Origin of the sequence: Actinomadura parmotrematis (genome assembly GCF_019458805.1) — a bacterium.
GTDB lineage: Bacteria > Actinomycetota > Actinomycetes > Streptosporangiales > Streptosporangiaceae > Spirillospora > Spirillospora parmotrematis.
In genome coordinates this window covers 378,523-404,955 of record NZ_JAIBOA010000004.1, presented here as the reverse complement: position 1 = coordinate 404,955, position 26,433 = coordinate 378,523, and the positions used below count along the sequence as shown (strand labels likewise).

The following is a 26,433-nucleotide window of genomic DNA, read 5'->3' as shown; positions in this document are numbered from 1 at the left end:
CCGTGCCCCCTGCCCGACCGACCGCCCGCCCGGCCGCCCCTGTCGTGCCCGACGACGCCCCCAGCCTCGACGACGCGCTGGTGGGCGAGGCCGTGCTCGGCGTCTACCGGCAGATGTTCGCCGCGCTGGCCCGCGACAGCGGCGCCGTCGTGGACGACCCCGAGCTGGTCGACGTCGCCGAGACGCTCCTCGCCGCGTTCGCCGACGCCGGCGAGGACGGCCTGTCGCGCGAGCAGATGCGGTACGTGTGCCGCCGCTACCCCACCGAGACGTTCGAGAACCGGCTGCGGGTGCTGAAGGGCCTCGGCGCGGTCCGCGAGGTGTTCCCCAAGCCCAACCAGCTGCGCTACCGGGCGTCGTTCACCAGCGTCGTCGGGCTGATGTTCGTGCGGCGCATGATGCTGGACGGCGGCCAGAGCGAGATGCACCGCCTGCTGGCGCTGGAGCAGCTCAACGTCGCCGACCCGCGCATGACGCCCGCGCAGGCCCGCGACGGCGCCGACGGCCTCGCGCGCGCCTTCCGGCTGTGGAGCGTGGAGCTGCTCACCCTCACCAACGGCACCATCGAGGAGCTGCGCGAGCAGGCGCCCAAGCTGTGGGGCACCGAGGAGATCATGCAGCGGGCCGAGCGGCTGCACGGCGCGATCCTGCGCCGCTGGCCGCAGCTCGACCGCACCTGCACCGACCTGCGCGCCGCCATCTACGCCTACGGGGACGCCTCCCGCCGCGCCGCCGCGCGCCTGTCGGACTCGGCCGGCACCACCCGCAACCTCACCCTGCTGCCGCCCGAGACGTGGCGGACGTTCGCGCGCACCGCCTCCCGCGACGAGCTGGCCGCCGTCCTGGACGCGTTCGTGTTCGACGCGCCCGCCCCCTGGCACGAGCCGTCGGCGATCGTCACCGCCGTCGAGGACGGCCCCAAGGCCACCCCGCCGCGCCCCGCGCCGCCGCGCCCCGCCACCCCCGACCCGGGCCTGTCGGCCGACACCGGCGGCGACGCGGCCGCGACCGAGCGGCTCCGCGAGGTCGCCGAGCAGGTGCTGCGCGGCCGCGACCGCGTCGCCGTCGAGGACGTCCTCGACCAGGACTGGACGACCGCGCGCCGCGTCCTCGCCGACCTCACCTCCGCGCACGCCCACCCCGAGCTGCCCTACCGCCTGACCTGGTCGGACGGCATGGCGGCGCGCCCGCAGGGATCGCCGACCTGGGTGTCGCCGGGCGTGTTCGAAAGGACCGCCCCGTGACTCCCGACGAGCACCACGTCGACCCGCAGGTCCTCGCCCGCGCGCGGGCGCGCGTCCTCGGCGCCCCCTCGCAGCCCGCCGCCGACCCCGTCCCGCCCGGCCTCACCGCCGCCTCCGACGGCGACCGCGTATGGCTGCTGCCCGCCTGGCCCGACGGCGCCACCCCCGCGCTGCTGGAGGAGTACGACACCGCGCCCATGCCGCTGGACCGCGCCGGGCAGGCCCGCCGCGTCCTCGCCGCCGCCCTGCGCTGCTGCTGGACGCGCCCGGACGACGCACCCTGGCCGTCCGGCGACGCCCAGGTCACCGACGTGCTGGAGGTCTACGCCGGCATGTCGCGCGGCGACGCCGACCTCGCCCGCCGCTGGGCGACCGGCGAGCTGCGCCGCCTCGCCGACACCGGCTGGCTGCTGGTCGACGAGACCGCCGGCACCGTGCGGACCGGGCCGCGCACCGCCCTCTGGCACGAGGACACCCTCGCGTCCCTGCGCGACCTGCTGCGCCGCCTCCCCGCCCCGCCCGCGTCCCGACCGGAGGCGGCCGCCCCGTGACCGACCTCTACGAACCCCTCCTGCGCCCCTACGACGAGAAGCGCCGCGCCGAACTGGTCGCCGCGTTCACCGCCGTCGAGCACGCCGCCGAACCCGTCGCCGAACTCCGCTACCCCGCGCTCCGCGAGCCCGCCCTGCGGCGCGTCCTCGGCGAGATGCTCGCCCTCCAGGGCCGGGTCCTCATCCGCGCCCGCCCCAAGGAGTGGACGTCGGGCTACCACGACGACGTCGCCGCCGCCCTCGCCGCCGACCCCGCCTGCGTGCCGCCCGCCGAGGAGCGAGCCGTGCTCGCCCTCGTCCTCATCCACTCGGTCGCGATCCCGCGCGCCTCCGGGCTGCTCGACGACGACTCCTGGCTGTCGCCGCACCCCACCCCGCTGGAGGAGCTGCGCCGCCGCTCCCAGCTCCCCATCGGCGAGCTGGAGGCGGCCCTGCGCCGCCTCCGCAACGCCGGCCTCGTCGGGCAGGTCAAGGCCGGCGGCGACGACGCCGGCGGCTACGTGCCCGGCCCCCAGTTCCACCGCCTCACCGCCGGCGCCCGCCGCCGCCTGCAGGAGGAGCTCATCCTGGCCGCCGGACCCGACTCGCCGCTCGCCGCGGCGATCCGCGCCCGCCGCCGCGGCCGCACCGCGCCGCCCGCCGACCCGTCCCGCGACCGAGAGAGAACCCCGTGACCACCACCATGGACGCGCTGCTGCCCGGCCCGGCCGCCCGCGCGGGCGCCGACGCCGAGAACGTCGTCGGCGCCCGCACCCTGGTCGCCGTGCAGGCCGTCAACATCTCGCGGCTGTCCACCCACCCCGTGCCGACCGTCCCCGGCACCCTCATCGTCGTCGCCGGGCAGGGCCCCAAGGACTCCAACGGCGCCGGCAAGTCCTCCTTCATCGCCGCGATCACCGCGCTGCTCGGCGACGAGCAGTGGCGCTTCGCCTCCGGCGCCCGCGCCGTCGCCGAACTGCTGTTCAACGCCGAACTCGCCGCCCAGGGCGACGCCCAGTGGGCCAGCGCCACCCACGGCTACATCGTCGGCGTCTTCGACCACGCCGACGACACCGACCGCCCCGACGGCGACGGCGACGGCGACGGCGACGGACCCGACGGCCCCGTCACCGTCTGGCTGCGCGTCAACGCCGACGCCCCCCACCTCGAACTGCGCTGGCGCCACGGCGTCCACCTCGCCGCCGCCCCCTCCGAAGCCGACCGCGTCAAACTCGCCGACCACCTGTGGAACGCCCTCCCCCGCAGCGCCGGCCGCCGCGACTTCGTCGCCAAGGACCTCGCCCGCGTCCTGTACGGCGGCCAGGTCCGATGCGTGTCGTTCCTGTCCACCTCGGTCCGCTCCAAAGTCGCCACCAACCTGCTGTCCCAGCCCCTCAACGAGATCAGCCCCGAACGCATCTTCAGCGCCATCGCCGCCCTCACCGGCCTCGACCGCGAACTGGAGGCCGAACGCCGCTCCCGCGCCGAGGAGCACCGCGAACGCGCCAAGGCCGCCGAAGCCGCCGGCCGCCTCGCCGAATGGGAACGCGACGCCGCGTCCCTGCTCAAGACCTTCGACCGCCGCGACAAGGCCCGCGCCGAAATCGCCGAAGCCCTCCGCTACTGGCGCACCCGCCAAGCCCGCCTCCTCGTCGACGCCGCGTCCGCCGACGCCGCCCACGCCGCCGAGCAGACCCGCCTGCACGAGCAGATCACCGCCGCCACCGACGCCGCCAAAGCCACCGACCGCGAGCTCGAACAGCTCACCGGCGGCGCCCTGGACACCCGCCTCGCCGAGGCCGCCGCCGCCCTCGCCGACCTCAAGGGCCAAGCCGACCAGCTCGGCGCCGACAAGGCCGTCGCCCGCAACCGCACCGAGGACCTGCGCCGCCGCGCCACCGCCCTGGACGAGCGCCGCCGCGAAGCCGACGGCCGCGACACCGCCGCCGCCACCGCCGAACTCGCCGCCGCCGAAGCCCGCCGCGACGAGGCCCAGCAGGACTACGGCGTCGCCCGCGGCGCCCTCGCCCGCGCCGAACGCGACGCCACCGCCGCCGAAGCCGGCGAGAGCAGCGCCCCCGACCAGCTCCGCGCCCTCGCCGCCGCCGGCGTCACCGCCGTCGGCCTCCTCGACGCCGTCGAACTCGACCCCGCCGCCCGCGACGCCTGGGAGACCGCCCTCTGGCCCTACCGCGAGGCCGTCGCCGTCGCCGCCCCCGACCTGGACGCGGCCGCCGCCGCCCTCCGCGACCTGCCCGGCTCCATGATCGTCCCGACCGGCGGGGACACCGCCCTGCCCGACGGCGTGCGCAGCGACCTGCCCCTCGGCGGCTTCCTCGCCGCCCTCCGCGACGGCGGCCCCGCCCTCGCCATCGTCGGCGGCTTCCCCGAACCCGTCACCGGCCGCGAGGCCCGCCTCCGCGCCGCCCACACCGCCCTCGACGACGCCCGCACCGCCCTGGCGGACGCCCGCCGCCGCGCCGACGACGCCGCCGCCGACGTCGCCCTCGCCGCCCGCCGCCTCGCCGGCGCCCGCGCCGCCGCCGACCTCGCCACCGTCCAGGAACAGATCACCGGCCTGCGCGCCCGCCTGGCGGAGCTCGCCGCCGGCGAGTCCCGCCTCGGCCCCCGCCTCGGCGCCGCCGAGCAGAACCTCCGCCGCCTCCAGGCCAAGGCCGACACCCGCGCCCTCGAAGCCGACCGCCTCCGCGCCCGCCGCGAGACCCACGAGCACGACCGCGACCGCCTCCGCGACGCCAACGCCGACCTGGAGGCCCGCCGCGCCGCCCTCGGCCTCGCCGACCTGGAACGCGCCTGGGGCGCCGACCGCGACGCCGCCGCCGGATGGCTCGCCGCCCTCACCCCCGACCAGCGCACCTGGACCCCCGACGAATGGTGGCAGAGCGCCGAGAAGCACCTCTCCGAAGCGCTCCGCCGCACCTTCCCCGACGGCGACGCCGACGACGACACCCCCGAGGAGATCCGCTTCCTGCTGCACGAGCGCGCCGGCGGCGAGGGCCGCCGCACCGAACGCGAGCAGAGCACCTTCCCCCGCCTCGTCAAGGCCGTCGAGTCCTACCTGCGCCGCCAGGAGGACTACGAGCGCCACCAGCGCCGCCAGATCGAGGTCCAGGCCGCCGCCCGCCGCACCGACCTGGCCAAGGCCGACAAGGGCGCCGAGGAGGCCGCCGGCGCCGCGTCCGCGCACCGCACCGCCCTCACCGCCGCCATCCGCGCCCGCCTCCAGCGCGTCGCCGACGAGTTCGACGCCCTCGACACCGCCTACGGCGGCTACGGCGCCACCCTGGAGTTCCCCACCCCCGAACCGCCCGGCGACCCCGAGCAGGAGTGGCGCTGGCGCGTCACCCCCAAGTGGCGCCGCTCCGACGGCCAGCGCCACGTCCCCTACAACCGCCGCGCCAACACCGCCCTCATGGACGAGAAGGCCGTCAAGCTCGTCTGCGCCGCCGCCCTCGCCTCCTCCGGCGGCGGCCGCCTCTGCCTCGTCCTCGACGAGCTCGGCCGCAACCTCGGCAAGGAGCACCGCAAGGAGGCCGTCGCCCTCTTCCGCAAGATCGGCGAGACGCACGGCATCACCGTCATCGGCGCCCTCCAGGACGACATGGAGCCCTACGCCATCGACGCCTGCGGCCAGTACATCAAGCTGCGCCGCTCCTCGGACACCACGCCCTACAACGAACCGCCCGTCGTCGTCGGCCATGACCGCCACGAAGCCCGCGTCCGCCTCCTCGCCGCCCAGCTCACCGCCGCCCGCCCCGCCGAATAGGACATCCGGCACTTTTCTTTACAAAGTAGAGTCGCTGCAACCTTTCGGGCGGGGGCCGCGTCCCACCCTGGACGGGAGTCGATCTTGGAGGGACCGTGGCGGCGCAGTGGCAGGTGTCGGGCTTCACCGAGGTGCGCGAGCTGGGGCGGGGCGCGCAGGGCCGCGTCGTCCTTGCCCGGCACACCGAGCGCGGTACGCCGGTCGCCATCAAGTACCTGACGGCCGGGGCGGCCGACCGGGCGCGCGAGCTGTTCCGGCGCGAGGCGCAGCTGCTCGGCAGCGTGCACGACGCGCACGTGGCGCGGCTCTACCGGCTCGTGGAGAGCGAGCACGGTCTGGCGATCGTCATGGAGGCCGTGGACGGCGTCTCGTTCAAGGAGATCCTCGGACGGTACGGAACGCTGGAACCCGAGGCCGCGCTGAGCGTCCTGAAGGGCTCGCTGCTCGGCCTCGCCGCCGCGCACGCCGCCGGCGTCGTGCACCGCGACTACAAGCCGGCGAACGTCGTCGTCCCCGGAGACGGCAACAGCAAGCTCATCGACTTCGGCGTCGCGACCGTCGCGGGCTCGGCGGGCGGTTCGGGGACGCCGCTGTACATGGCGCCCGAGCAGTGGCGCGGGCAGCCCGCCTCCCCCGCGACCGACGTGTACGCCGCCACCTGCGTGTTCTACGAGGCGCTGACGGGTCGCCGCCCCTACGGCGGCGGCGACCAGACCGACGTGCGCGACGGCCACCTCAACCGGCCGGTGCCCGTCGAGGGCGTCCCCGGGACGCTGCGGCCGCTGGTCGAGCGCGGCATGGCCAAGGATCCCGCCGACCGCCCGGACAGCGCCGCCGCCTTCGTCACCGAACTGGAAACGACCGCCCGCAGCGCCTACGGCGCCGACTGGGAGTCACGCGGCCTGCGCGCCCTCGCCGGGACCGCCGTCGCGCTCGCCGCGCTGTTCCCCCTCGCCGCCGGTTTCGCCCCTGCCGGAGCGGGCGCCGCCGCCGGTGCGGCGGGCGGCGCGGGGGCGGCGGGCGGGACGGGCGTGCTCGGGGCGGTCGGCGCCAAGACGGCCGTCGCCATCGCCGGCACCGCGCTCGTCGGGACGGCGGCGGGCGGCGTCGGCGTCTACCAGGCCACGAAGCCCGAGCCGCGCGCCGCCGCCACGCACGCGCGCACCGCCGCGCCCTCCCCGCCGACCGTCCAGCTCGCCTTCTCCAGGTTCCGGATCGCCGCGCCCGCCGGCTGGTCGGTGCAGCGGCTGCGCACCGTGGAGGGCGCGGCGACCGGCAGCTACCGCGCCGACGAGCGGAGGACGTGCCCGGCGGACGCCCCCGGCGGCGCCCTCGGCCGCGCCATCTCCTACTCCAGCGACTGCCCGTCGTTCGCCGTCCTCACCGGCGACTGGATCACCGGCTCGGACTCCGCGCCCCGCAACGGCTACGACACCTCGCACCCGTTCCTGCCCGGCACCGACCCCTCGCACAACTGCCCGCCCGCGATCGGCAAGTACACGCAGCTGTCGGTGCGGAAGCCGTTCAAGCTGGTGGCCAGGGGCCTCCGCCCGGTCGGCGCCCGCCAGGCGCAGTACTACGAGTGGCGGCTCGTCTGCGCGACCGACCAGGGCGACCCGACCGTCTCCTTCCCGCAGCGGATCTGGTACCTGCCCCAGTCCAGGATCCTCATCGTGGACGAGTGGAACACCCCCGGCCTCGCGCGGATCCTCGCCGGGGCCGTCTGGACCTGACCGCGATAACCGGATGAAACGCCCGCCCCGATCGGGGATCATCCCCGGCATGGACGCCGCCGCCCTGCTCGCCGCGATCGAGCCGCTGGAGCACGCCGAGCGCTGCCGCCGCCTCGCGGACCTGCGCCGCACGGCCCGCCCCGGCGAGGTCGCCGCGCTGCTCGCCGAGCTGGACGGCCGCGGCCACTACGAGCGCGACCTCGCGCTGTTCGTCGCCGGCGCCGTCCGCGACGCGCCGTCCCTGGCCCACATCGTCCGGACGGCCGCCGCGCCCGAATCCGACCTGGCCGCCGCCGCGATCGGCCTCGCCGTCCGGCACGGCGCGGACGCGGGCGCGCTCGGCGGCCTGGTGGACGACGCGCCCGCCGCGTCCCGCGCGCTCCTCTACCGCGCGGTGCGCCGGTACGGGCGGCGCGACCTCGCCGAGGCGCTCATCGACCGGGTGGCCGCGCGGTGGGGCGGCGGTGAGGCCGCCGCGCTGCTGCCCGCCTGCGGGGAGGACGCGGTCCGCGCGCGGCTGCCGCATCTCGGCCGCCTCAGCCCCAACACCGCGACGCTCGGCCGCGCCCACCCGGGCCCGCTGCTCGACCACGTCGAGCGGGAATTCGCCGGGCTGCCCGCCCACCTGACGGGGCACTGGTGGTGGGCGTACGGGCCGGGGATCGCCGCGGCCGCGCCGCACGCGCCGGACCGGGTGCTGGGGCTGCTGGAGCGCCACTGGCACCGCGGCCCCTTCCCCGCCGCGCTGCGCAAGCGCCTCGGCCTGCTGCTGGACGCCGCCCCCGGACGCGTGGTGGCGCTGCTGACCGCCCCCGACCGGCGCCACGAGCTGGCCCGGCTCCTCTGGCAGCGGTCCTTCCGCGACCGCCTCCCCCGCCTCGCCGACGGCGACGTGGCGGCGCTCGCGCGCGCCGTCCGGTCCCTGCCCGGCGCGCACCCGCAGTTCGTCGGGGCGTTCCCGCCGGCCCGCCGCGCGGAGGTGTTCGCGCTCGTCGCCGAGGGCCGCGACCCCGAGACCGCGATCGTCGACGAGGCGCTGCTGGACGTGCTGCCCGCCGCCGCCCGCGCCCGCGAGGCGCGCCGGATGCTCGGCCTGCGCGGCGTCGCCGAGCGCCCCGACGCGGCCCGCCGCACCGCCGCGCACCTGCCCTACGACGAGGCCGGCCCGGTGCTCGTCCCCCTCACCCGCTCCCCCGACGCCGACGAGCGCGCCACCGGCTACCGGCTGCTCGTCGCCTGCGCCGGGCGGGCCCGCGACCCGCGCGTGCTGACCCGGCTGCTGGAGGCGCTCGGCCGGCTCCGCAACGACCAGGAGCCCGTCCGCGCCGCCGCCCTGAACGCCCTCGCCCGCATCCCCTTCCACGCCGTGCGCGCCGAGCACGGCGCCGCGCTGATCGCGCTCACCGACGACGCGCTGCGCGCCCGCGACGTCTCCGGCGAGAGCACGGGCGCGCTCGCCCGGATCGCGGTCGGGCTGTGCCGCCAGAGCGCCCTCCGGAACGATGCGGAGATCCTCGCCACCGGCGCCGGCATCTTCGGCCGGCTCGTCGCCGGGCTGGGCCGCATGCAGCTGCTCGGGCTGCCCGGAGCGCTGCGGCGCGGCCACGAGCGCGCGTTCACCGAACGGCTCGCGCCGGGCTTGGACGAGGCGGCCCGGCGCGGCGACCACGCCCCCGCCCTCGCCCTGGCCACCGCGCTCGGCCGCCGCGGCCACGACCTGCCCGCCGTCCGGGCCGGTCTCGCCGCCGCCCTGGACGCGCGCGTCGGCGGTACCGTCCGGCAGGCCGTCCAGCTCTGGCTGGAGCCGCCGGGGCCGCGCCGCGAGCGCGTCGCCGCCCTGCTGGCGCGCGACCCGTCCATGATCCTGCTGCCGGCGGTGTTCGAGCGCGTGGCGGCGCAGCGCACCGACCTGCTGGGCGCGGCGCTGGCGGGCACGCCGCCCGCGGGCATGTTCGCCGTCCCGGGCCCGCTGTACGTGCCGTCCGCCGGGCCGCAGTGGACGCGGCGCTGGACGGCGGCGCAGCGCGGCCGCTACCTGCGCCTGCTGCACCGCCGGGCCGGCGACACCGGCGAGACCGCCGCCCGCCGCCAGGAGGCCGTGCGGCTCATCGCGCACCTGCCCGGCGCGGAGGTCGCCGACCTGCGGCGCCACCTGCGCTACGAGGCGACCCGCCGGGCCGCGCTCACCGGGGCGCCCTGGACGGCGCGCCCGCAGGACGCGCTGCCGCTGCTGCTCTCCCACGCCGGGTCCGACGACGCGCACGTCGCCGTGTACGCCGCGGCCCGCGCCGCGCGCTCCGTCCGGCCGTCCGCGCTGCCCGCCCTGCTCGGCCCGGTGCTCGCCGGAGGGAAGATCACCGCGCGCAAGGAGGCGGTGCGGATCCTGCTGGACAACCGGGCGCCCGGCGCCCTGGACGCCCTCGCCGCCGCGTTCGCCGATCCCGGACAGCACCGCGACGTGCGCGGCGCGATCGTGGCGGCGGCGCGGCGCCGCTTCCCGGACCCCGCCGCCGAGCGGATCCTCGCCGAGGCCGTCACCGGCCCCCGCGACCTCGCCCGCGCCGCGCTCGGCGCGCGCCCGCCGGACCTGCCCGAGGACGCCCGCGCCCGCTACGCGGCGCTCGTCCTCCAGGTGGCGGCCTCCCCCGACCCGGAGACCCGGCGCGAGGCGCTCCCGGCCGTCCCCGCCTGGGCGCCGTGGGCGCCGGACGCGCCCGCCCTGCTGGCCGCGCAGGTCGCCGACCTGGACGCGACCGCCACCTGGCGGGCGTCCGCCGCCGCCCTCGTCGCCTGCGCCGCGGCCGGTCACGGCGCCGCCGGCCTCGCCGCGGCGGCGGACCGGCTGGCCGCCGCGCCCGCCGGCCCCGACGCCGAGGGCGAGCGCGACCGGCCCGCCGCGCAGCGCCTCGCCGCCCTCGTCGACGAGGTCGAGGGGCTCGTCCCCGACGACCGCGACGGCGCGGAACGGGCCGCCGCCGCGCTGGACGGGCGCCTGCCCGAGCCGGCCGGCGCCGCGCTCGCCGCCGCGACGCTGCGCTGGGACGGGCCCGGCACCGCGGCCGCGCTCGACGCCCTCGCGGACCGGCCGGCCGGCGGCGTCCTCGCCGTCCGGGACGTCGCGGACCGCCTCGCGGACGCGCCCGACCCCGGCGCCGTCCTCCCCCACGCCGCCCGCCTCGCCGCGCGCGGCGACCTGGCCGGGGGCCTGTTCGCCGCCGCCCTGGTGACCGATCATGGGGAGGAGGCGGGCTGGCCCGGCCCGTGGCGGGCGCTGCTGCGCGGGCTGCGCGCCCACCCCGAACCCGAGGTCCGCTACCTGGCGGAGACGGCACGGACGGCGGCGGAGTAGCGATGGCGGACTGGCGGGTCACCGGGTTCACCGAGGTCCGCGAGCTGGGGCGGGGCGCGCAGGGCCGCGTCGTCCTCGCGCAGCACGCCGAGCGCGGCACGCCCGTCGCCATCAAGTACCTGACGGCCGCCTCCTCCGGTGAGGCCCGCGAGCTGTTCCGGCGCGAGGCGCGGTTGCTCGGCAGCGTCCGCGACCCGCACGTCGCGCGGCTCTACCGGCTGGTGGAGAGCGAGCACGGCCTCGCGATCGTCATGGAGGCCGTGGACGGCGTCTCCTACAAGGAGATCCTCGGACGGTACGGGACGCTGGAACCCGAGGCCGCGCTCAGCGTCCTGAAGGGGTCGCTGCTCGGCCTCGCCGCCGCGCACGCCGTCGGCGTCGTGCACCGCGACTACAAGCCCGCCAACGTGATCGTCCCGGCGGACGGCAACAGCAAGCTCATCGACTTCGGCGTCGCCACCGCCGACGGCGGGGGCGGCGGCGCGGGCACGCCCGTCTACATGGCGCCCGAGCAGTGGGGCGGGGCGCCCGCGTCCCCCGCGACCGACGTGTACGCCGCCACCTGCGTGTTCTACGAGAGCGTGACCGGGCACCGCCCCTACTCCGGCGGGGACCTCGCCGGCCTGCGCCGCGCCCACCTGGAGGAACCCGTACCCCTCGACGGCGTGCCCGGCGCGCTGCGGCCGCTGGTCGAGCGCGGCATGGCCAAGGACCCCGCCGACCGCCCGGACAGCGCCGCCGCCTTCGTCACCGAACTGGAAACGACGGCCCGCAGCGCCTACGGCGCCGACTGGGAGTCACGCGGCCTGCGCGCCCTCGCCGGGACCGCCGTCGCGCTCGCCGCCCTGTTCCCCCTCGCCGCCGGCCTCGCCCCCGCCGGAGCGGGCGCGGGCACCGCCGGCGGGACGGGCATCATGGCCGTGCTCGGCACCAAGGCCGGGGTCGCCGTCGCGGGCGCCTCCCTGGCCACGGCCGCCGCCGCGGGCGGTGCGAGCGTCTACCAGGCCGCCAAGCCCGAGCCTCGCGCCGCCGTCGCCGCCCCGTCGCCCACCGCGTCCCCGACCGTGCCGCTGTCGCTCGGATCCTTCCGGATCGCCGGGCCGCCGGGCTGGAGGGTGCGACGGCTCAAGGGCACCCCCACGAACGACCCGGCCCCGGTCGCGAGCTACCGGGTGGACCGGGCCCGCACGTGCGCCGCGCAGGAGAGGAAGCCCTCCGCCGGGCTGCTGGAAGCGAACTACACAACCCTCTGCCCCGGTTTCGCCGTCCTCAACGACGAGTGGATCCATTCGAGATGGGGCAGCCAGGAGTCCTACAAGACCGACGGGCCGTTCCACCCCGGCACCGACATATCGATCATCTGCCCGCCCGACCCGCTCGGCTCGATCTCGATGGCCGAGGGCGCTCTCCCGCGCCGGCTCACCGCATCGGCCAAGCCGGTCGGGTCGCACGTCGCCGAGTACTACGAGTGGCGCATCACCTGCGGCGACGACCGGGGGCGCGCGACGGCGTCGTTCGTCCAGCGGCTCTGGTACCTGCCCCGGTCGAAGATCCTCGTTGTGGACGAGTGGAACACCCCCGGCCTGGCCGCGATGCTCGCCAAGGCCGTCTGGACCTGACCGCGGCGACCGGGGGCGCCCGCTAGCCCGCGTCGGCGCCGGTGCCGGTGCCGGTGCCGCTCAGTTCGGCGGCGAGCTCGTCGAGTTCGGCGCCGCCCGCCATCAGGGCGGTCAGCTCGTCGCGGGTGATGGCGTCCTTGGCGCGGTCGGCGAGGACGCGGCCGCGTTTCAGGACGAGGAACCGGTCGCCGACCGGGTAGGCGTGGTGGGGGTTGTGGGTGATGAACACGACGCCGAGGCCGCGGGCGCGGGCCCGCGCGACGTAGCGGAGCACGACGCCCGCCTGCTTGACGCCGAGCGCCGCCGTCGGCTCGTCCAGCACCAGCACCCTGGCGCCGAAGTGGACGGCGCGGGCGATCGCGACGCACTGCCGCTCGCCGCCCGACAGCGTCCCGATCGGCTGGTCGACGTCGCGCAGGTCGATGCCCATGCCCGCCAGCTCGTCGCGGGTGGTGCGGCGCATCGCGGCGATGTCGAGGCGCCCGAAGGAGCGGCGCAGCTCGGCGCCGAGGAAGAAGTTGCGCCACACCGGCATCAGCGGCACGACGGCGAGGTCCTGGTAGACGGTGGCGATGCCGCGGTCCAGGGCCTCGCGCGGGGAGCCGAACGCGACCGGCTCGCCCGCCACCTCGTAGGTCCCGGCGTCGGGCCGGTGCAGCCCGGAGATGATCTTGATGAGGGTGGACTTGCCGGCGCCGTTGTCGCCGAGCACGCACACCACCTGCCCGGCGTCCACGGCCAGCGACACGTCGCGGAGCGCGATGACGTTGCCGTAGTGCTTGCCGACGCCGGCCAGCCCGATCAGCGCGCTCATCCCGACCGCTCCACCCTGCGCCGCACCACCAGGTTCAGCGCCGTCGCGACCAGCAGCATCGCGCCGAGGAAGAAGCGGAACCAGTCGGGGTTCCACTCGGCGTAGACGATGCCCTTGTTGGTCATCCCGAAGATGAACGCGCCGATCGCGCCGCCCACCGCCGAGCCGTAGCCGCCGGTCAGCAGGCAGCCGCCGATGACGGCGCAGATGATGTAGTAGAACTCGTTGCCGACGCCCTCCCCCGACTGCACCGTGGCGTAGGAGAACAGCAGGTGCATGCCGAGGAACCAGGCGCAGAGCGCGACCCCCATGAACAGGGCGATCTTGGTGCGGGCGACGGGGACGCCGACCGCGCGCGCCGCGTCCGCCGCCCCGCCCACCGCGAAGATCCAGTTGCCGGGGCGGGTGCGGAGCAGCAGCCAGGTCGCGACCGCGACGAACGCCAGCCACCAGAACACCGTCACCGACACGTTGACGCCGCCGATGTCGACGCTGGAGGCGAACAGCGACCGCGCGGACGCGAACCCGTCCATGTCGCGGACCGAGTCGGAGGCGACGTTGCCGGTGACGGCCTTGGTGACGCCGAGGTTGGCGCCCGCCAGCATGAAGAACGTCGCGAGCGTGACGATGAAGCTCGGCAGCCCCGTCCGCACGTACAGCAGGCCGTTGAGGAACCCGAGCGCGAGCGTCACCGCGAGCGAGACCGCGACGCCCGCCCACACGTTCAGGGTGAGCTGGTAGCTGACGAGGGCGGCGACGAGCGCGCTCGTCGTCACCATCACCCCGGCCGACAGGTCGAACTCGCCGCCGATCATCAGCAGCGACACCCCGACCGCCATGATCCCGAAGGTGGACGAGGCGTACAGCACCGTGGAGAACGAGCCGGCCTGCCGGAACGCGTCCGCGACGGCGGAGAAGAACGCGAACAGCACGATCGCGCCGATGAGCGCGCCGAGCTCGGGGCGGCCGAGCAGCCGCCGGAGCGGCGAGCGGCGCCCGAGCCGCTCGTCGCCCGGCGGCCGCGCCGGGGCGGTGGCGGTCCCCGCCATCAGCGGGTGCCCCGGTTCGCGAAGGCCGCGAGCGACGCCGCGCTGTCCTTGGTGACGATCGCGGGCCCGGTCAGCACGGGGCGGCCGCCGCCGAGGGCGTTGCCGTTGCTCCTCAGCAGCCACAGGGCGTCCACGGCCTCGTAGCCCTGGAGGTAGGGCTGCTGGTCGACGGCGAACCAGATCGCGCCGGACTCCAGCTGCGCGATGAGGTCCTTGTTCAGGTCGAAGGTGGCGACCTTGGCCTTGCTGCCGGCGTCCTTGGCGGCGTCGACGGCGGTCGGCGCGAACGGCGCGCCGAGCGTCAGGACGCCGTCGATGCTCTTGTCCGCCTGGAGCTTGGCGGTGATGGCGGACTTGACCTGCGGCATGTCGGTGCCGGTGACGTAGAGGTTCTGCAGCTTGCCGCCGAAGGTCTTCTTCGCGCCGGCGCAGCGGCTCTCCAGCCCGACGTTGCCCTGCTCGTGCACGACGCAGATCGCGTTCTTCGCGCCGATCTTGGCGAGCTGCCGCCCGGCGGCCTCGCCCGCGACCGTCTCGTCCTGCCCGAAGTGCGCGACCGCGCCCAGCTTGGCCGACGCCTCCGCGCCCGAGTTGATCGACACGACGGGGATCTTCGCGGCGGCGGCGCGGGCGAGCACGTCCCGCATCGCGTCGGGCTTGGCGAGGGTGACGACGATGCCGTCGGCCTTCTGGTCGATGGCGGTCTGGACGAGCTGGGCCTGCTTGCCGCCCTCGGGGTCGGCCGAGTAGAGCAGCTGGACGTTGTCCTTGCCCGCGGCGGCCTCGGCGCCCTTCTTCACGATGTCCCAGAAGGTGTCGCCCTGCCCCGAGTGCGTCACCATCGCGATCTTCAGCCGGGGGCCGCCGGACGCCGCCTTCTCCTCGGCCTTCTTGCCGCCGGAGCCGCTGCAGCCGCCGAGAGCGAGCGCGGCGGCGAGGACGGCCGCCGCGATCCGGCCGGCGTGTCGAGGCAATCGCATGGATCGATCTCCGTTCTCCCCCGAGGAGGTGGCTGCCCTCCAGCAGACCACAGCCCCCGCGAAGATCACAGATGGTGCCGGCGGCTCTTGATCGATTCCTCGTAGCGGGCGCGGGCGTCCCGGGCGGCGTCCCGTCCGGCGGTCCCGGCGACGGGCACGTCCCACCAGGCCCCGCCGTCGGGGGCGGGCAGCGCCGGATCGGTCTCCACCTCGATGACGGTCGTGCCGGGCGCCTCGCGTGCCTCCCGGAGCGCGTCGCGCAGCGCGGCGACGCCGTCCGCGCGGACGGCCCGCACGCCGAGGCTCGCGGCGTTGGCGGCGAGGTCCACCGGCAGGCGCCGCCCGTCCGGGCCGGTGTAGCGGGTGCCGAGGCGCTCCGCGCCGACGCTCTCCGACAGGTTCCCGATGGAGGCGTAGCCGTGGTTCTGCACGAGCACCACGACGAGGCGGGCGCCGAGCGCGGCGGCGGTGGCGAGCTCGGCCGCCATCATCAGGTAGGAGCCGTCGCCGACCAGCACGAACACCTCGCGGGAGGGGTCGGCGAGGCGGACGCCGAGGCCGCCCGCGATCTCGTAGCCCATGCAGGAGTAGCCGTACTCGACGTGGTAGCCCTTGGGGTCGCGGCACCGCCAGAGCCGGTGCAGGTCGCCGGGCATCGACCCGGCCGCGCACACCACCACGTCGCGCGGCCCGGCGGCGGCGTTCACCGCGCCGATCACCGCCGTCTGCGCGCCGTCGCCCGCGCCGTACGCCGCGTCCACCACCGCGTTCCAGCGCGCCACCCGGTCGCGGACCTCCGCCCGGTAGGCGTCCCCGACGGGCGGGACGGCGGCGAGGGCGCGCAGGCCCTCGCGGGCGTCGGCGACGAGCGGCAGCGCGGCGAGCTTGGCGGCGTCGAACCGCGCCGCGTTGAGGTTGACGAACCGGACGCCGTCGCGCGCGAACAGCGTCCGGGAGGCGGTGGTGAAGTCGCTGTAGCGGGTGCCGATCCCGAGGACGGCGTCGGCGCGGCGGGCCAGCTCGTTCGCCGCCGTCCCGCCCGTCGCGCCGATCGCGCCGGCCGCCTGCGGGTGGTCCCAGGGCAGCGCGCCCTTGCCGGCCTGCGTCTCGGCGACGGGGAAGCCGGTGCGCTCGGCGAACGCGCGCAGCTCGGCCGCCGCGCCCGAGTAGTGGACGCCGCCGCCCGCCACGATCAGGGGCCGCTCGGCCGCCGTCAGGACGTCGAGCGCGCGCGCCAGCTCGCCCGGCTCGGGCAGCGGGCGCGGGACGTGCCAGACGCGGCGCGCGAACAGCCCGTCCGGCCAGTCGTGCGCCTCGGCCTGCACGTCCTGCGGCAGCGCGAGGGTGACGGCGCCGGTCTCGGCCGGGTCGGTGAGGACGCGCATCGCGGCGAGCAGCGCGGGCGCGAGCTGCTCGGGCCGGTTGATCCGGTCCCAGTACTTCGAGACCGGCTTCAGGCAGTCGTTGACCGACACGTCGAGCGTGCGGGCGTCCTCCAGCTCCTGCAGGACGGGGTTGGCGGTCCGCGTCGCGAACACGTCGCCGGGCAGCAGCAGCACCGGGACGCGGTTGATCGTGGCGAGGGCGGCGCCGGTGACGAGGTTGGTCGCGCCCGGCCCGACCGAGGTCGTGCAGGCCCACGCCGCGAGCCGGTCGCACGCCCGCGCGTACCCGACGGCGGTGTGCACCATGGCCTGCTCGTTGCGGGCCATCACGTACGGGAAGCCCTCCTGGAGCAGCGCCTGCCCGAGGCCCGCGACGTTGCCGTGCCCGAAGATCCCGAGGCAGCCGGCGAAGAACGCCCGCTCCTCGCCGTCGCGCTCGACGTGCTGGGCGGCCAGGAACCGGACGGTCGCCTGGGCGACGGTGAGCCTCACCGCGCCTCCTCCCGCTCGCCGGTGGTGGTGAGGGGCAGGCGCGGGTCGACGGCCTGGCCGGGCCAGGTGTCGCGGACCCAGGCGAGCGCCGGATCGTCGCAGATCCGCCAGGCGCGCTCGGGCGACGGGCCCGCCATCACGTTCAGGTAGTACAGGTCGTGGCCGGGCGGCGCCATCGACGGGCCGTGCCAGCCGTGCGGGATGAGCACCGCGTCGCCCGTCCGGACCTCCTCCAGCACGTCGGTGGTGCCGTACACGCGCTGGTAGGCGGCGCCGCCGCGGTCCACCTCGAAGTAGTAGACCTCCTCCAGCACCGACTCGTGCGGCCCCGCCTCGTCGTGCTTGTGCGGCGGATAGGACGACCAGCAGCCGCCGGGAGTCAGCACCTCGCAGGCGATGAGCTTCTGCGCATACGGGAAGCCCTCGGGCGTCGCGAAATTGTTGACCTGGCGGCTCGCGGCCCCCGCGCCGCGCAACTCGACCGGCACGTCTTCGGCGGGTCCATAGCGCGGCAGTAGCCGCTGCTCGCAGCGGGCCCCGGCGAGCGCGAACCGTCCCCGCCCCCGGACGGTGGCGCGCGCGTCGCGCGGCACGTACGCGAAATCGGTGACGCGGCTGAACACGCTGCGGCGGCCCTGCAACGCCATCGTCACGCCGTCGCAGGTGACGGCGGCGCTGCCCGCCAGCGGCAGCACGATCGTCTCGAACTCCCCGGTGGTGAAGGTGTGCGCGCCGTCCAGCTCCAGGACACGGAGCGCGGTGTGCGTCCAGCGCGCCGACTCGGGCGTGACGACGAGCCCGTACGGGCCTTCCGCGGCGGTCCCCCACGGTACGTAGTGCTTCACGGCGCCTCCCTTTGCAGCAGGGCCTCGACCTCGGCGGCGGTGGGCATGGCGTCGGCGCAGGCCAGGCGGGACGCCACGTGCGCGCCCGCCGCGCCCGCGAAGGCGAGGACGCGCTCCAGGCCCCAGCCCGCGAGCAGGCCGTGGCAGAGCGCGCCGCCGAAGGCGTCCCCGGCGCCGAGTCCGTTGACGACCTCGACCTCCACCGGCGCGGACTCGGCGCGCTCGCCGGCGGTCAGCGCCAGGACCCCGGCGGGGCCGCGCTTGACGACGGCGAGGGCGACGCCGGCGTCCAGCAGGGCGCGGGCGGCGGCGTCCGGGTCGCGCTCCCCGGTGGCGAGCGCGCACTCCTCGGCGTTCCCGACGGCGACGGTCGCGTGCCGCAGCGCCTCGCGGACGCGGCCCGGCGCCTCGTCCGGTCGCTCCCACAGCATGGGGCGCCAGTCCAGGTCCAGGACGGTGAGGCCGGTGTGGCAGGAGAGCGCTTCGAGTGTGGCGGTGCGGCTCGGTTCGGCGGACAGGCCGGTGACGGTCGCCCAGACGACGCGGGCGGCGGCGAGCGCCGCGCGGTCCAGCTCGGCGGCGCGGATCTCCAGGTCGGGGGCCTTGGGGTAGCGGTAGAAGTAGAGCGGGAAGTCGTCCGGCGGGAAGATCTCGCAGAAGGCGAGCGGCGTCGGCAGGCCGGGGACGGCCCGCACGAACCGGTCGTCCACGCCGTGCCCGCGCAGCGCCCGGCGGACGTAGCGGCCGAACGGGTCGTCGCCGGTGCGGGTGATGACGGCGGTGTGGCGGCCGAGGCGGGCGGCGGCGACGGCCACGTTCGTCGGGCTGCCGCCGAGGTAGCGGCCGAAGGACTCCACGTCCTCCAGCGGGACGCCCGTCGCGTGCGGGTAGACGTCCACGCTGACCCGGCCCATGGTGATGACGTCGAAGGGGGCGTCGTTCATGGCGTCGCCCCCGCCAGGTAGGCGAGGCCGGCCGCGACGTCGGCGGACGGGCCGCCGCCGGGGGGCGGCTCGGCGTCCAGGACGGTGTCCTGTTCCATCACGTACCAGCCTCCGTATCCGGCACCGGTGAGGGCGCGGGCGATGCCCGCGATGTCGACGTCGCCCGCGCCGAGGGGGCGGTAGAGGCCCGCCCGGACCGCTTCGCCGTAGGGGACGCGCCCGGCGCGGACGCGGGCCGCCGCGCCCGCGTCCACGTCCTTGAGGTGCACGTGCGCGATCCGGCCGGCGTCGGAGCGCGCCAGGTCCAGGGGGTCGGTGCCGCCGATGAGCAGGTGGCCGGTGTCCAGGCAGAGCGGCACGCCGCAGCCGTCCAGCACCCGCCGCACCTCGGCGGCGTCCTGCACGACGGTCCCGACGTGCGGGTGCAGCGCGACGGGGCGGCCGCGCAGCGCGTCGAGGTTGGCGAGCAGCGCCGCCCAGGCGGCGGCGTCCAGCGCGGGCCGGGCGTCGTAGCCGTCGCGGCCGGTCGCGGCGGCGAGCACCAGCACCGCGCCCGGCGGCAGCGCGGCGAGGCGGCGGCGGATCGCCGGGAGCGGGTCGCGGCGGGGATCGTGCAGGACGGCCGGCGCGAACGCGCCCGCCACCGCCAGCCCGTGCGCGGCGGGCAGCCCGGCGGGCAGGTAGCCGTCGGGGCCGAGCTCGGTCGCCGCCAGGCCGAGCGCCCGCATCTCGGCGAGGACGCGGCCGGGCGCCATCTGGTGGCCCCAGCCGGGCACCTCGCAGACGCCCCAGGAGATCGGCGCCCCCGCCAGCCTCACCGCCGCACCTCCGCCGGGTCCACGGCGCGGCCCTCCCGGCGCGCCAGCTCGCACGCCTCGGCCAGGTAGAACGCCTCCAGCGCGTCGGCCGGGGGGCACGGGTTCGCCAGCTCCCCGGCGGCGACCCGCACGAACGCGCGCAGCTCGGCGTCGTAGGCGTCGGCGAAGCGGTCCAGGAACCCGGTGTAGGGGTCGGCCGGCGCGGCGGCGGCGGGCAGCGCGGTGAGCGGCGTCCGCGCGTCGAGCCCGGCGGCGACGCTGCCCTCGGACCCGAACAGCTCCAGCCGCACGTCGTAGCCGGCGGCGTTGTAGCGGGTCGCGGCGACCGTGGCGAGCGCGCCGTCGTCCAGCACCAGCAGCGCGGCGCCGGTGTCGACGTCGCCGCACTCGCGGAACACCGCGGCGCCGAGGTTCGCGCCGACCGCCATGACCCGCGCGACCTCGCGCCCGGTGACGTACCGGATCGAGTCCAGGTCGTGGATCAGGCAGTCGCGGAACAGGCCGCCCGAGCCGGGCACGTACCCGGGCGGCGGCGGCGCCGGATCGAACCCGCAGGACCGCACGGTGTGCAGCCACCCGAGCCGCCCGGACGCGACGGCCTCGCGCGCGGCCGCGTACCCGGCGTCGAACCGGCGCTGGAACCCGACCTGCACGGGGACGCTCGCGGCGTCCGCCGCCGCCACGATCTGGAACGTTCCATCGAGGTCGGCGGCGAGCGGCTTCTCGCAGAACACCGGTATCCGCTCCGCGATCGCCCGCCGCACGAGCGGCGCGTGCGCGCCGGTGGCGGCGGCCACGACCAGCGCGTCCACCCGCCCGAACAGCTCCTCGACCGACGCGACGGCGACGACGTCGGCACACCCGCCCGGCGCCGCCCCTGCCGAGAAGGTGCCCGCCGGGCCGCCGTCCCAGAACACGCCGACCGCCGCGTCCGGCGCCGCCCCTACCGAAACGGCGTCCTGCGGTCGGCCACCGCCCGAAGAACCGCCGTCCCATGGCCCGGCACCCGCCCCCGCGGCCCGCGAGGGCCCGGCGCCCGGCCCCACGGTGGCGCCGCTTGCACCGTCCGGTGGACGGGCGAGGCCGTCCGGTCGTGCGGCGTTCGCCTGGGAGGCCATCGCGGAGGCTGGGGCGGGGGCCAGGGGGCGGGCGGCGAGGTGGGCGGCGAGGTGCTCGGCCCGCCGGGGGTCGGCGTCGGCGATGAGCAGGAGGCCGACGTCCGGCAGCCGCCGCAGTGCTCCGGCGTGGCGCGCACCGATGCGCCCCGCGCCGGCCAGTCCGATCCGCATGAGGAGGTACCTCCCGGACGGCGGTGGGTGGGCCCTGAGTGTGCTGGAGCGTTCCATGTCCGTCAACGGCCGGGACGGTCACTCACAGGGGATAAGTAGGTGTCCGGAACACGCTGCGCCCGCTACCCACCAAACGCTAGTTTGTCAGGATGCGGGTCTTCCTCACCGGCGCGTCGGGCTTCGTCGGCTCCTACACCGCGCGGGCGCTGCTGGCGGCGGGGCACGAGCCCCGGGCGCTCGTCCGCGACCCCGCCAAGGGCGCGCGCGTCCTCGCGGCCATCGGCGTCGACCCGGGCGACGTCGAGCTCGTGCCCGGCGACATGCTCGATCCCACCACCGTGGACGCGGCCCTGCAAGGCTGCGAGGCGGTGATCCACTCGGCCGCGGCGGTCGGCGTGACCGGCGACGCCGGCGACCTGGTCGCGGTGAACCTGAACGGCACCCGCAACGTGGTCGGCGGCGCCGTCCGGGCCGGGGCGGGCACGATCGTGCACGTGTCCTCGGTCGGGGTGTTCGTCCCGCCGGTCGCGCCCGTCATCACCGCGGACGGGCCGCTCGCCTCGCCGCGCACCGGCTACGGCCGCTCCAAGGTCGCGGCCGAGGAGTACGTGCGCGGGCTGCAGGACGAGGGCGCGCCCGTCGCGATCGTCTACCCGGGCGGGGTGTGCGGGCCCGAGCAGCCCGTCCTGGACTCGCTGATGGAGGGCCTGGTCGGCGCGCTGGACACGGCGTGGCCGATGGCGCCGGGCGGGGTATCGGTCATCGACGTCCGCGACCTCGGCGAGGCGCTGGCCCGCGCCGTCACCGCCGCGTCGGGCGGCGAGCGCTGGGTCCTCGGCGGCCACTACCTGACCTGGCCGCAGTACGCCGACATCTGCGACGCCCTCACCGGCGTGAAGTGCCGCCGCGTGAAGGTCCCGGCGGCGGCGCTGCTGGCCGCCGGGACGCTGCTGGACCTCGCCAAGCGCGTCAAGCCCTTCCACTACCCCCTCACCCGGGACGCCGCGGAGTTCATGGTCCGCCTCGTCCCGACCGACGACGCGCCGGCGCTGGACGCGCTCGGCCTGAAGCCGCGGCCGGTCGAGGAGACCGTCGCCGACGGCCTGCGCTGGCTCGCCGCCGCCGGCCACCTCCCGGCGGCCCGCGCGGGCCGCCTCGCCCCCACCGACGTCAAGGAGTCCTGACCCATGCCGAACCCCGCCCAGCGCGCGATGGCCCCGCTCATCCAGCGGATGGCCGGCTCCGTCTGGTTCTCCAAGGTGGGCCCGAAGATCGTCCCCCGGCTGGACAAGGTCATCTCCAAGGCGACCGGCGGCCGCGTCCTGATGAGCCAGGGCATGGTGCCGAGCCTGCTGCTCACCACCACCGGCGCCAAGAGCGGCCAGCCGCGCGAGGCGCCGCTCGCCTGCGTCCCCGAGCCGGACGGCACCTGGCTCGTCGTCGGCTCCAACTTCGGCCGCGAGAAGCACCCCGCCTGGACGGGCAACCTCCTGAAGACCCCGGCGGCCACCGTCACCTTCAAGGGCCGCCGCACCCCCGTCACCGCACACCTCTTGGAAGGCGACGAACGCGAGCAGGTCTGGCCGACGCTGCTGAAGGTCTGGCCCGTCTACGACCAGTACGCCGCCCGCGTCGACCGCAACCTCCGCGTCTTCCGCCTCACCCCCACCGCCGCCGAAAAGGCCGCCGGCTGACACCGGCTTCGACGCAGATCACGAGTCCGGGCCGTTCGCTGCGCTCGCGCTCCAGGCACGTACGGCTTCCACCAACGCCTCGGAGAGCTCGCGGTACGAGCACTCGAACGCCTCTGCCCGTACACGCCAGACCCCACGCACGAACGCGATGTCCACCCACGGCTCCCGGCTGCCCCAGGAGACGGTCAGTTTCAGCACCGAGTGGCTCAGATCGGGGAAGAGCGATCCCATCACCGGGACCGAGCACGCCGCTTCAAGCAGTTCCCGCCCGCCGGAGAAGACCGGATCGTGGAGCAGCCAGTCCCACTGCGCCCGCACCGGATCATCGCTTTCCAGCACGCGGGCGAGCTTCGAGACCTTCATGAAGGGAAAGCGCCGCGCGAACTCATCGAGCGACCGCCCGTCCTCCACGCATCGGCCATCGCCACGACCTCATCGAGGTCGGACGTCGTTCCCGTGGCCGCCTGAATCCGCCCCGCGCTGACGGAGACGGAGAAGGAGCGACACTCGATGACCAATGCGACAGAGACGATCCCGTTCCCGGCGGCGATCCTCATCGACGCCACTCCGGCCGACGACGCAACCGCATCGGATCCACCCAACGGCGAACCCAGAGCAGCGGCCCGCACCCGAAAAGCCGCCGCAAGGCCGCCGGCCGCCACGACATCCGGATAGAACTCCGTTCGCACCCTGCCGTAAGAATCCATCGAACGATCGATGACGTCCACAGAACCGTTCACTGCCCCGAATCGTCTGCTGTAGGGGGTGTTCCCCGGCTCGTTCCATGACCTGAAGGCCGCGCGGATCCGTGGTGTTGCCCGCGCACTGGCCGCCCGCGCCCCATCGTCCTGGCCTACCAGGGCGCCGAGCCAGCGTCGCCGGCCCTTTGAAAGGCAAGGCCAAGCCGATGGCGATTCCTCCAAAGCCACCCCCCTCGCCCAGGCACCGGAGAATGCGGCCGAACGAACGGAAAAGTTTCCATCGGCGACTCCCACACGAAATCCGGGCCATAAGACCCCGACAACGGTGATATCGTCGAACCTGCCCCAATGAAGAATGGCCCGCCTTTCCTTTCGGCCACCGCCGCCATGGGAAATCCAGGACGACACGACGAAATCAATAATTCAAGACCGCAAGATATCCATTATCATCTTGACCCGTCTGTCGATGTGCCGAACGCATCGAATACTGTTCCGCCCATCTTCGAGAGTGATCCGACCGGTGAGATGCGCCATCAGGACCGACTCATAGCATGAGCAGAGAATCTCCATCACGTCATCCACGGAGACACCCCTGGAAAGGGTTTAAAAAAAGGCGCACAAATGTCATCATAAAAGGCCCGACGGCCGGTCTCGCCGTCTCTTCCGGTAGCCGATCACACCGATCGAGAAAATTTTCCACACAGTTGGCATCGAGCGACCATACAAGGGGATTTCTGGCGCGGTACTCGAATACCGAAGCAATGAGTTCCGCCCCGCATTGACTCCAGAATTCCATCTGACACTCCTTGTCCACAACGGCCGCTTACCGCGCCGATACAGCGGCCACATTGCACGGGCGCGTCGACTCCTATCCTACAACTGAATTCCAGAATAGCCGTTCGCCCGCCCCGCACAGTCCTGTCGACGAATTCCGCAAGCGGGCCTTGATGATGCGATTATTCCGTCAGCCTCATACTCGTTCTCGTCGATTGCATTGAACGATATTTGTTCAACATCGGTATGCACCTGAGGGGTCAGATCAGTTTCATAGACGCGAACATACCCAAGCTCACCGGCCAGTTCTTTCAGCTTTCTAAACGTAGTAGGTGTGGAGGCCGTTGATGGTCAGCTCGTAGGTGACCTGTGAGGTGTCGTAGCGGTGGACCGTCCGAACGGTCGCGGTACCACCGTCGGGCTGCTGGAGTTCGTCGCCCTGGCGGAGGCCGGCGGCGTTGACAAAGGATGCCTGGTGATGTCGTAGAAGAAATGGTTCGCGGCGACTGCCAGCCGCTCGTCCAGCGACGCGGCACCACCACACTGTGGCCACGATGAGAACCCCGGGGTCAAGAGCTCGGCGATCTCCCACATCCATCCAGAATCAACCGGTGCGCAAGATCTGGCAACACCACAGTCCGACGTTATACCGGCCGATCACCGATGAACCATGTGGGACACGCCCCGAAGCCGGACCACACGATTCCAAAAGCCGCAAGAACGATCACTGTAGTCAAGGTTTCTTATTAAATGCCGAGCCCATTATCACGCAGCCATCGAATACCGTCCAGGTAGCGCAGGAAATTTTCCGAAAGCTTCGGTGCAACGGCCACTATCGAATCGAACGGCGTTGCCCTGAAACGCCCCAACCATACCTGAACAAGAGGTGGGAGGTCATGAACGGAAATATTATCGAACCTGTCTCGATGGAGAATTATCTGTGTTTCCGGATCAATTTTCACCAAATGCCCTGGCACTCCACAGAGGTCTACGTCGACGAACTCCGCCGCACTGATGTCGAGGGCCCATTCTACCTGCCGATACAGCTCTATCATGCGCGCTACATGAAGATCGCGGGCCGCGAGGGATGAATTTGGCATAATAGCCATGATCGCCCCAATGGCTCCTCTGATAACCACGCGATCGAATACGCAGCCATGGGCATAGAAAACCGATCCTCCGTTCACATTCTCGATCAGACTGTCTTCGACATGGACCCCCTGTATACTTCCCCCTGAAACCATGCACTCTCTCACGGAGGCGCCGCGTACCGTCAAGCGGTATTCCGGGTCGTCGAACTGAGCCAGCGCACAGGAAATTAGCTTACTGTTTACGATCTCAACGTTTTCATAGCAGTGCATTGAACCCACGATTTTGACGCCCAGAAATTCCCGTCCCTCAATGCGCACAGCTATCGAACTCCTTTCAGAAAAGTACCCGATCAGCGGAACATGTCATCGAGATAATCGTCGCTGGGATGGCCATAAGTCATGATCTGGAAGGGGCTCGTGATGTACGGCCTGCTCCAATGGTCTCGCCACGACCCTTCACTGGGACCAGTGATGTCCACACTAAAAGTTCGCCCATTGGCCCTGATCTCAAAGTCGGGGACCGCCTGTCCGGGCATAGCGTTACCCATATGCGTGATGTTTCCATCGGCCACGACACCGGGATGCCCGGCCACGGCACTTTCCACCACCGAACCGTAGAATACTCGCTTCAGGAACGGCTTCTCCAGCACTGCGGCACGTTGTGCCGGGGTGACCAGATCGCCGAGGTCGACGGCACTACGCCCAGTGACTTCGTTCAGCGCTGATCCAAGCTGGCGATAACTCGCTCTTCCCGATTCTCCCAGAGCATGGATGGGATGAGAACAAGGAAGGTTGTCATTGTGGACGAGGACCGGGGTGTTACCGGCGAGGACGTAGTAGGTGTGGAGGCCGTTGATGGTCAGGTCGTAGGTGACCTGTGAGGTGTTGTAGCGGTGGACCGTCCGAACGGTCGCGGTGCCGCCGTCGGGCTGCTGGAGCTCGTCGCCCGGGTGCAGATCGGCTGCGTTGGTGAAGGCCGCCTGGGTGATGTCGTAGAAGGGGTGGTTCGTGGTGGTCGTCAGGCAGCTCGGCGGACCGCGCCCCCTATACGCCGTGCTGACGGTCAGGTCCACGAAGTCGTGGCCGGCCTTGGTGACGATGAGGCGCTGCACCTTGTGCTTCTCGGTGCGGCCGCCCGGCATGGACGCGACGACCTTGCCACCGGCTTTGACCCGCCGAAGAGTTTGACGAGCGCGTCTTCCTGGCCGCACCCCACCGGGAGCGGACACCATATCTTTACGGCAACTGACGCGCCTCTCTACAGCGGCATATCCGTGTCGGCAAACGATCTACTG

Annotated in this window: 21 protein-coding genes; 9 read left to right on the top strand and 12 right to left on the bottom strand. The window is 74.4% G+C overall.

Features of this window, described 5'->3' with window-relative positions; all coding sequences use genetic code 11:
* Nucleotides 1-2: 2 nt before the first annotated feature.
* The 7 genes from K1Y72_RS09230 (at nucleotide 3) to K1Y72_RS09200 (ending at nucleotide 12,262) form a co-directional block, all read left to right on the top strand.
* Complete coding sequence (locus tag K1Y72_RS09230; protein ID WP_308286965.1) at nucleotides 3-1,244, top strand: hypothetical protein; 1,242 nt, start codon at nucleotides 3-5, stop codon at nucleotides 1,242-1,244.
* Nucleotides 1,241-1,795, top strand: coding sequence for a hypothetical protein (locus K1Y72_RS09225; RefSeq protein WP_220165111.1), 555 nt, complete (start codon nucleotides 1,241-1,243; stop codon nucleotides 1,793-1,795). The genes K1Y72_RS09230 and K1Y72_RS09225 overlap by 4 nt, the downstream gene beginning before the upstream one ends.
* On the top strand, nucleotides 1,792-2,469 hold the full coding sequence (locus K1Y72_RS09220; RefSeq protein WP_220165110.1) for a hypothetical protein: 678 nt from the start codon (nucleotides 1,792-1,794) through the stop codon (nucleotides 2,467-2,469). The genes K1Y72_RS09225 and K1Y72_RS09220 overlap by 4 nt, the downstream gene beginning before the upstream one ends.
* Nucleotides 2,466-5,561 (top strand): coiled-coil domain-containing protein, encoded by a 3,096-nt coding sequence (locus tag K1Y72_RS09215; protein WP_308286963.1) that lies wholly within the window; start codon nucleotides 2,466-2,468, stop codon nucleotides 5,559-5,561. The genes K1Y72_RS09220 and K1Y72_RS09215 overlap by 4 nt, the downstream gene beginning before the upstream one ends.
* 95 nt (nucleotides 5,562-5,656) lie before the next feature.
* On the top strand, nucleotides 5,657-7,294 hold the full coding sequence (locus K1Y72_RS09210; RefSeq protein ID WP_220165109.1) for a serine/threonine-protein kinase: 1,638 nt from the start codon (nucleotides 5,657-5,659) through the stop codon (nucleotides 7,292-7,294).
* 49 nt (nucleotides 7,295-7,343) lie between these two features.
* The gene (locus tag K1Y72_RS09205) at nucleotides 7,344-10,643 is read left to right on the top strand and encodes a hypothetical protein (protein ID WP_220165108.1); all 3,300 of its coding nucleotides are present in this window, start codon (nucleotides 7,344-7,346) and stop codon (nucleotides 10,641-10,643) included.
* A 2-nt stretch (nucleotides 10,644-10,645) separates the two neighbouring features.
* Nucleotides 10,646-12,262, top strand: a complete 1,617-nt coding sequence (locus K1Y72_RS09200) for a serine/threonine-protein kinase (RefSeq protein WP_220165107.1) — start codon at nucleotides 10,646-10,648, stop codon at nucleotides 12,260-12,262.
* A 22-nt stretch (nucleotides 12,263-12,284) separates the two neighbouring features.
* Here the strand turns inward: K1Y72_RS09200 and K1Y72_RS09195 are convergent, their stop codons facing one another.
* The 8 genes from K1Y72_RS09195 to K1Y72_RS09160 all read right to left on the bottom strand — a co-directional run bounded on the left by K1Y72_RS09195 (nucleotide 12,285) and on the right by K1Y72_RS09160 (nucleotide 20,878).
* Nucleotides 12,285-13,076, bottom strand: a complete 792-nt coding sequence (locus tag K1Y72_RS09195) for an ATP-binding cassette domain-containing protein (RefSeq protein ID WP_220165105.1) — start codon at nucleotides 13,074-13,076, stop codon at nucleotides 12,285-12,287.
* Entirely contained in the window at nucleotides 13,073-14,125 is a 1,053-nt protein-coding gene (locus tag K1Y72_RS09190; protein ID WP_220165103.1) for an ABC transporter permease, read from the bottom strand. Before K1Y72_RS09190 ends, K1Y72_RS09195 begins: the two co-directional genes overlap by 4 nt.
* Nucleotides 14,125-15,105: a sugar ABC transporter substrate-binding protein gene (locus K1Y72_RS09185; protein WP_220165102.1), complete on the bottom strand. Its 981-nt coding sequence runs from the start codon at nucleotides 15,103-15,105 to the stop codon at nucleotides 14,125-14,127. The genes K1Y72_RS09190 and K1Y72_RS09185 overlap by 1 nt, the downstream gene beginning before the upstream one ends.
* Nucleotides 15,106-15,170: 65 nt before the next feature.
* A complete protein-coding gene (gene iolD, locus K1Y72_RS09180; RefSeq protein WP_220165101.1) occupies nucleotides 15,171-16,982 on the bottom strand; it encodes a 3D-(3,5/4)-trihydroxycyclohexane-1,2-dione acylhydrolase (decyclizing) in 1,812 nt (603 codons plus the stop codon).
* Nucleotides 16,979-17,827 carry a 5-deoxy-glucuronate isomerase gene (gene iolB / locus K1Y72_RS09175; RefSeq protein WP_220165100.1) on the bottom strand — a complete coding sequence of 283 codons (849 nt, stop codon included), beginning with the start codon at nucleotides 17,825-17,827 and terminating at the stop codon, nucleotides 16,979-16,981. The genes iolD and iolB overlap by 4 nt, the downstream gene beginning before the upstream one ends.
* Complete coding sequence (gene iolC / locus K1Y72_RS09170; protein WP_220165099.1) at nucleotides 17,824-18,771, bottom strand: 5-dehydro-2-deoxygluconokinase; 948 nt, start codon at nucleotides 18,769-18,771, stop codon at nucleotides 17,824-17,826. Before iolC ends, iolB begins: the two co-directional genes overlap by 4 nt.
* Nucleotides 18,768-19,589: a TIM barrel protein gene (locus tag K1Y72_RS09165; protein ID WP_220165098.1), complete on the bottom strand. Its 822-nt coding sequence runs from the start codon at nucleotides 19,587-19,589 to the stop codon at nucleotides 18,768-18,770. Before K1Y72_RS09165 ends, iolC begins: the two co-directional genes overlap by 4 nt.
* Nucleotides 19,586-20,878: a Gfo/Idh/MocA family protein gene (locus K1Y72_RS09160; protein WP_220165097.1), complete on the bottom strand. Its 1,293-nt coding sequence runs from the start codon at nucleotides 20,876-20,878 to the stop codon at nucleotides 19,586-19,588. Before K1Y72_RS09160 ends, K1Y72_RS09165 begins: the two co-directional genes overlap by 4 nt.
* Nucleotides 20,879-21,027: 149 nt before the next feature.
* On the opposite strand from K1Y72_RS09160, the gene K1Y72_RS09155 reads away from it, so the two are divergent.
* Together K1Y72_RS09155 and K1Y72_RS09150 are read left to right on the top strand one after the other, a co-directional pair.
* Nucleotides 21,028-22,062 carry an SDR family NAD(P)-dependent oxidoreductase gene (locus K1Y72_RS09155; RefSeq protein WP_220165096.1) on the top strand — a complete coding sequence of 345 codons (1,035 nt, stop codon included), beginning with the start codon at nucleotides 21,028-21,030 and terminating at the stop codon, nucleotides 22,060-22,062.
* Nucleotides 22,063-22,065: 3 nt separating this feature from the next.
* Nucleotides 22,066-22,572: a nitroreductase family deazaflavin-dependent oxidoreductase gene (locus K1Y72_RS09150; protein ID WP_220165094.1), complete on the top strand. Its 507-nt coding sequence runs from the start codon at nucleotides 22,066-22,068 to the stop codon at nucleotides 22,570-22,572.
* A gap of 18 nt (nucleotides 22,573-22,590) precedes the next feature.
* Here the strand turns inward: K1Y72_RS09150 and K1Y72_RS09145 are convergent, their stop codons facing one another.
* The 4 genes from K1Y72_RS09145 to K1Y72_RS09130 form a co-directional block, all read right to left on the bottom strand.
* Nucleotides 22,591-22,983 carry a hypothetical protein gene (locus tag K1Y72_RS09145; RefSeq protein WP_220165092.1) on the bottom strand — a complete coding sequence of 131 codons (393 nt, stop codon included), beginning with the start codon at nucleotides 22,981-22,983 and terminating at the stop codon, nucleotides 22,591-22,593.
* Nucleotides 22,932-23,300, bottom strand: a complete 369-nt coding sequence (locus K1Y72_RS09140; protein ID WP_220165090.1) for a hypothetical protein — start codon at nucleotides 23,298-23,300, stop codon at nucleotides 22,932-22,934. Before K1Y72_RS09140 ends, K1Y72_RS09145 begins: the two co-directional genes overlap by 52 nt.
* A 1,493-nt stretch (nucleotides 23,301-24,793) precedes the next feature.
* Nucleotides 24,794-25,456, bottom strand: coding sequence for a hypothetical protein (locus K1Y72_RS09135; protein WP_220165087.1), 663 nt, complete (start codon nucleotides 25,454-25,456; stop codon nucleotides 24,794-24,796).
* Between the two features lie 32 nt (nucleotides 25,457-25,488).
* Nucleotides 25,489-26,370 carry a polymorphic toxin-type HINT domain-containing protein gene (locus K1Y72_RS09130; protein WP_220165085.1) on the bottom strand — a complete coding sequence of 294 codons (882 nt, stop codon included), beginning with the start codon at nucleotides 26,368-26,370 and terminating at the stop codon, nucleotides 25,489-25,491.
* Between the last annotated feature and the right edge of the window lie 63 nt (nucleotides 26,371-26,433).

Bases quoted from the DNA above. Each gene is read 5' to 3' on its own strand.
- iolC (WP_220165099.1), bottom strand. From the start codon at position 18,771: ATGAACGACGCCCCCTTCGACGTCATCACCATGGGCCGGGTCAGCGTG.
- K1Y72_RS09155 (WP_220165096.1), top strand. From the start codon at position 21,028: ATGCGGGTCTTCCTCACCGGCGCGTCGGGCTTCGTCGGCTCCTACACC.
- K1Y72_RS09195 (WP_220165105.1), bottom strand. From the start codon at position 13,076: ATGAGCGCGCTGATCGGGCTGGCCGGCGTCGGCAAGCACTACGGCAAC.
- K1Y72_RS09150 (WP_220165094.1), top strand. From the start codon at position 22,066: ATGCCGAACCCCGCCCAGCGCGCGATGGCCCCGCTCATCCAGCGGATG.
- K1Y72_RS09205 (WP_220165108.1), top strand. From the start codon at position 7,344: ATGGACGCCGCCGCCCTGCTCGCCGCGATCGAGCCGCTGGAGCACGCC.
- K1Y72_RS09200 (WP_220165107.1), top strand. From the start codon at position 10,646: ATGGCGGACTGGCGGGTCACCGGGTTCACCGAGGTCCGCGAGCTGGGG.
- K1Y72_RS09190 (WP_220165103.1), bottom strand. From the start codon at position 14,125: ATGGCGGGGACCGCCACCGCCCCGGCGCGGCCGCCGGGCGACGAGCGG.
- K1Y72_RS09130 (WP_220165085.1), bottom strand. From the start codon at position 26,370: ATGGTGTCCGCTCCCGGTGGGGTGCGGCCAGGAAGACGCGCTCGTCAA.
- K1Y72_RS09185 (WP_220165102.1), bottom strand. From the start codon at position 15,105: ATGCGATTGCCTCGACACGCCGGCCGGATCGCGGCGGCCGTCCTCGCC.
- K1Y72_RS09160 (WP_220165097.1), bottom strand. From the start codon at position 20,878: ATGCGGATCGGACTGGCCGGCGCGGGGCGCATCGGTGCGCGCCACGCC.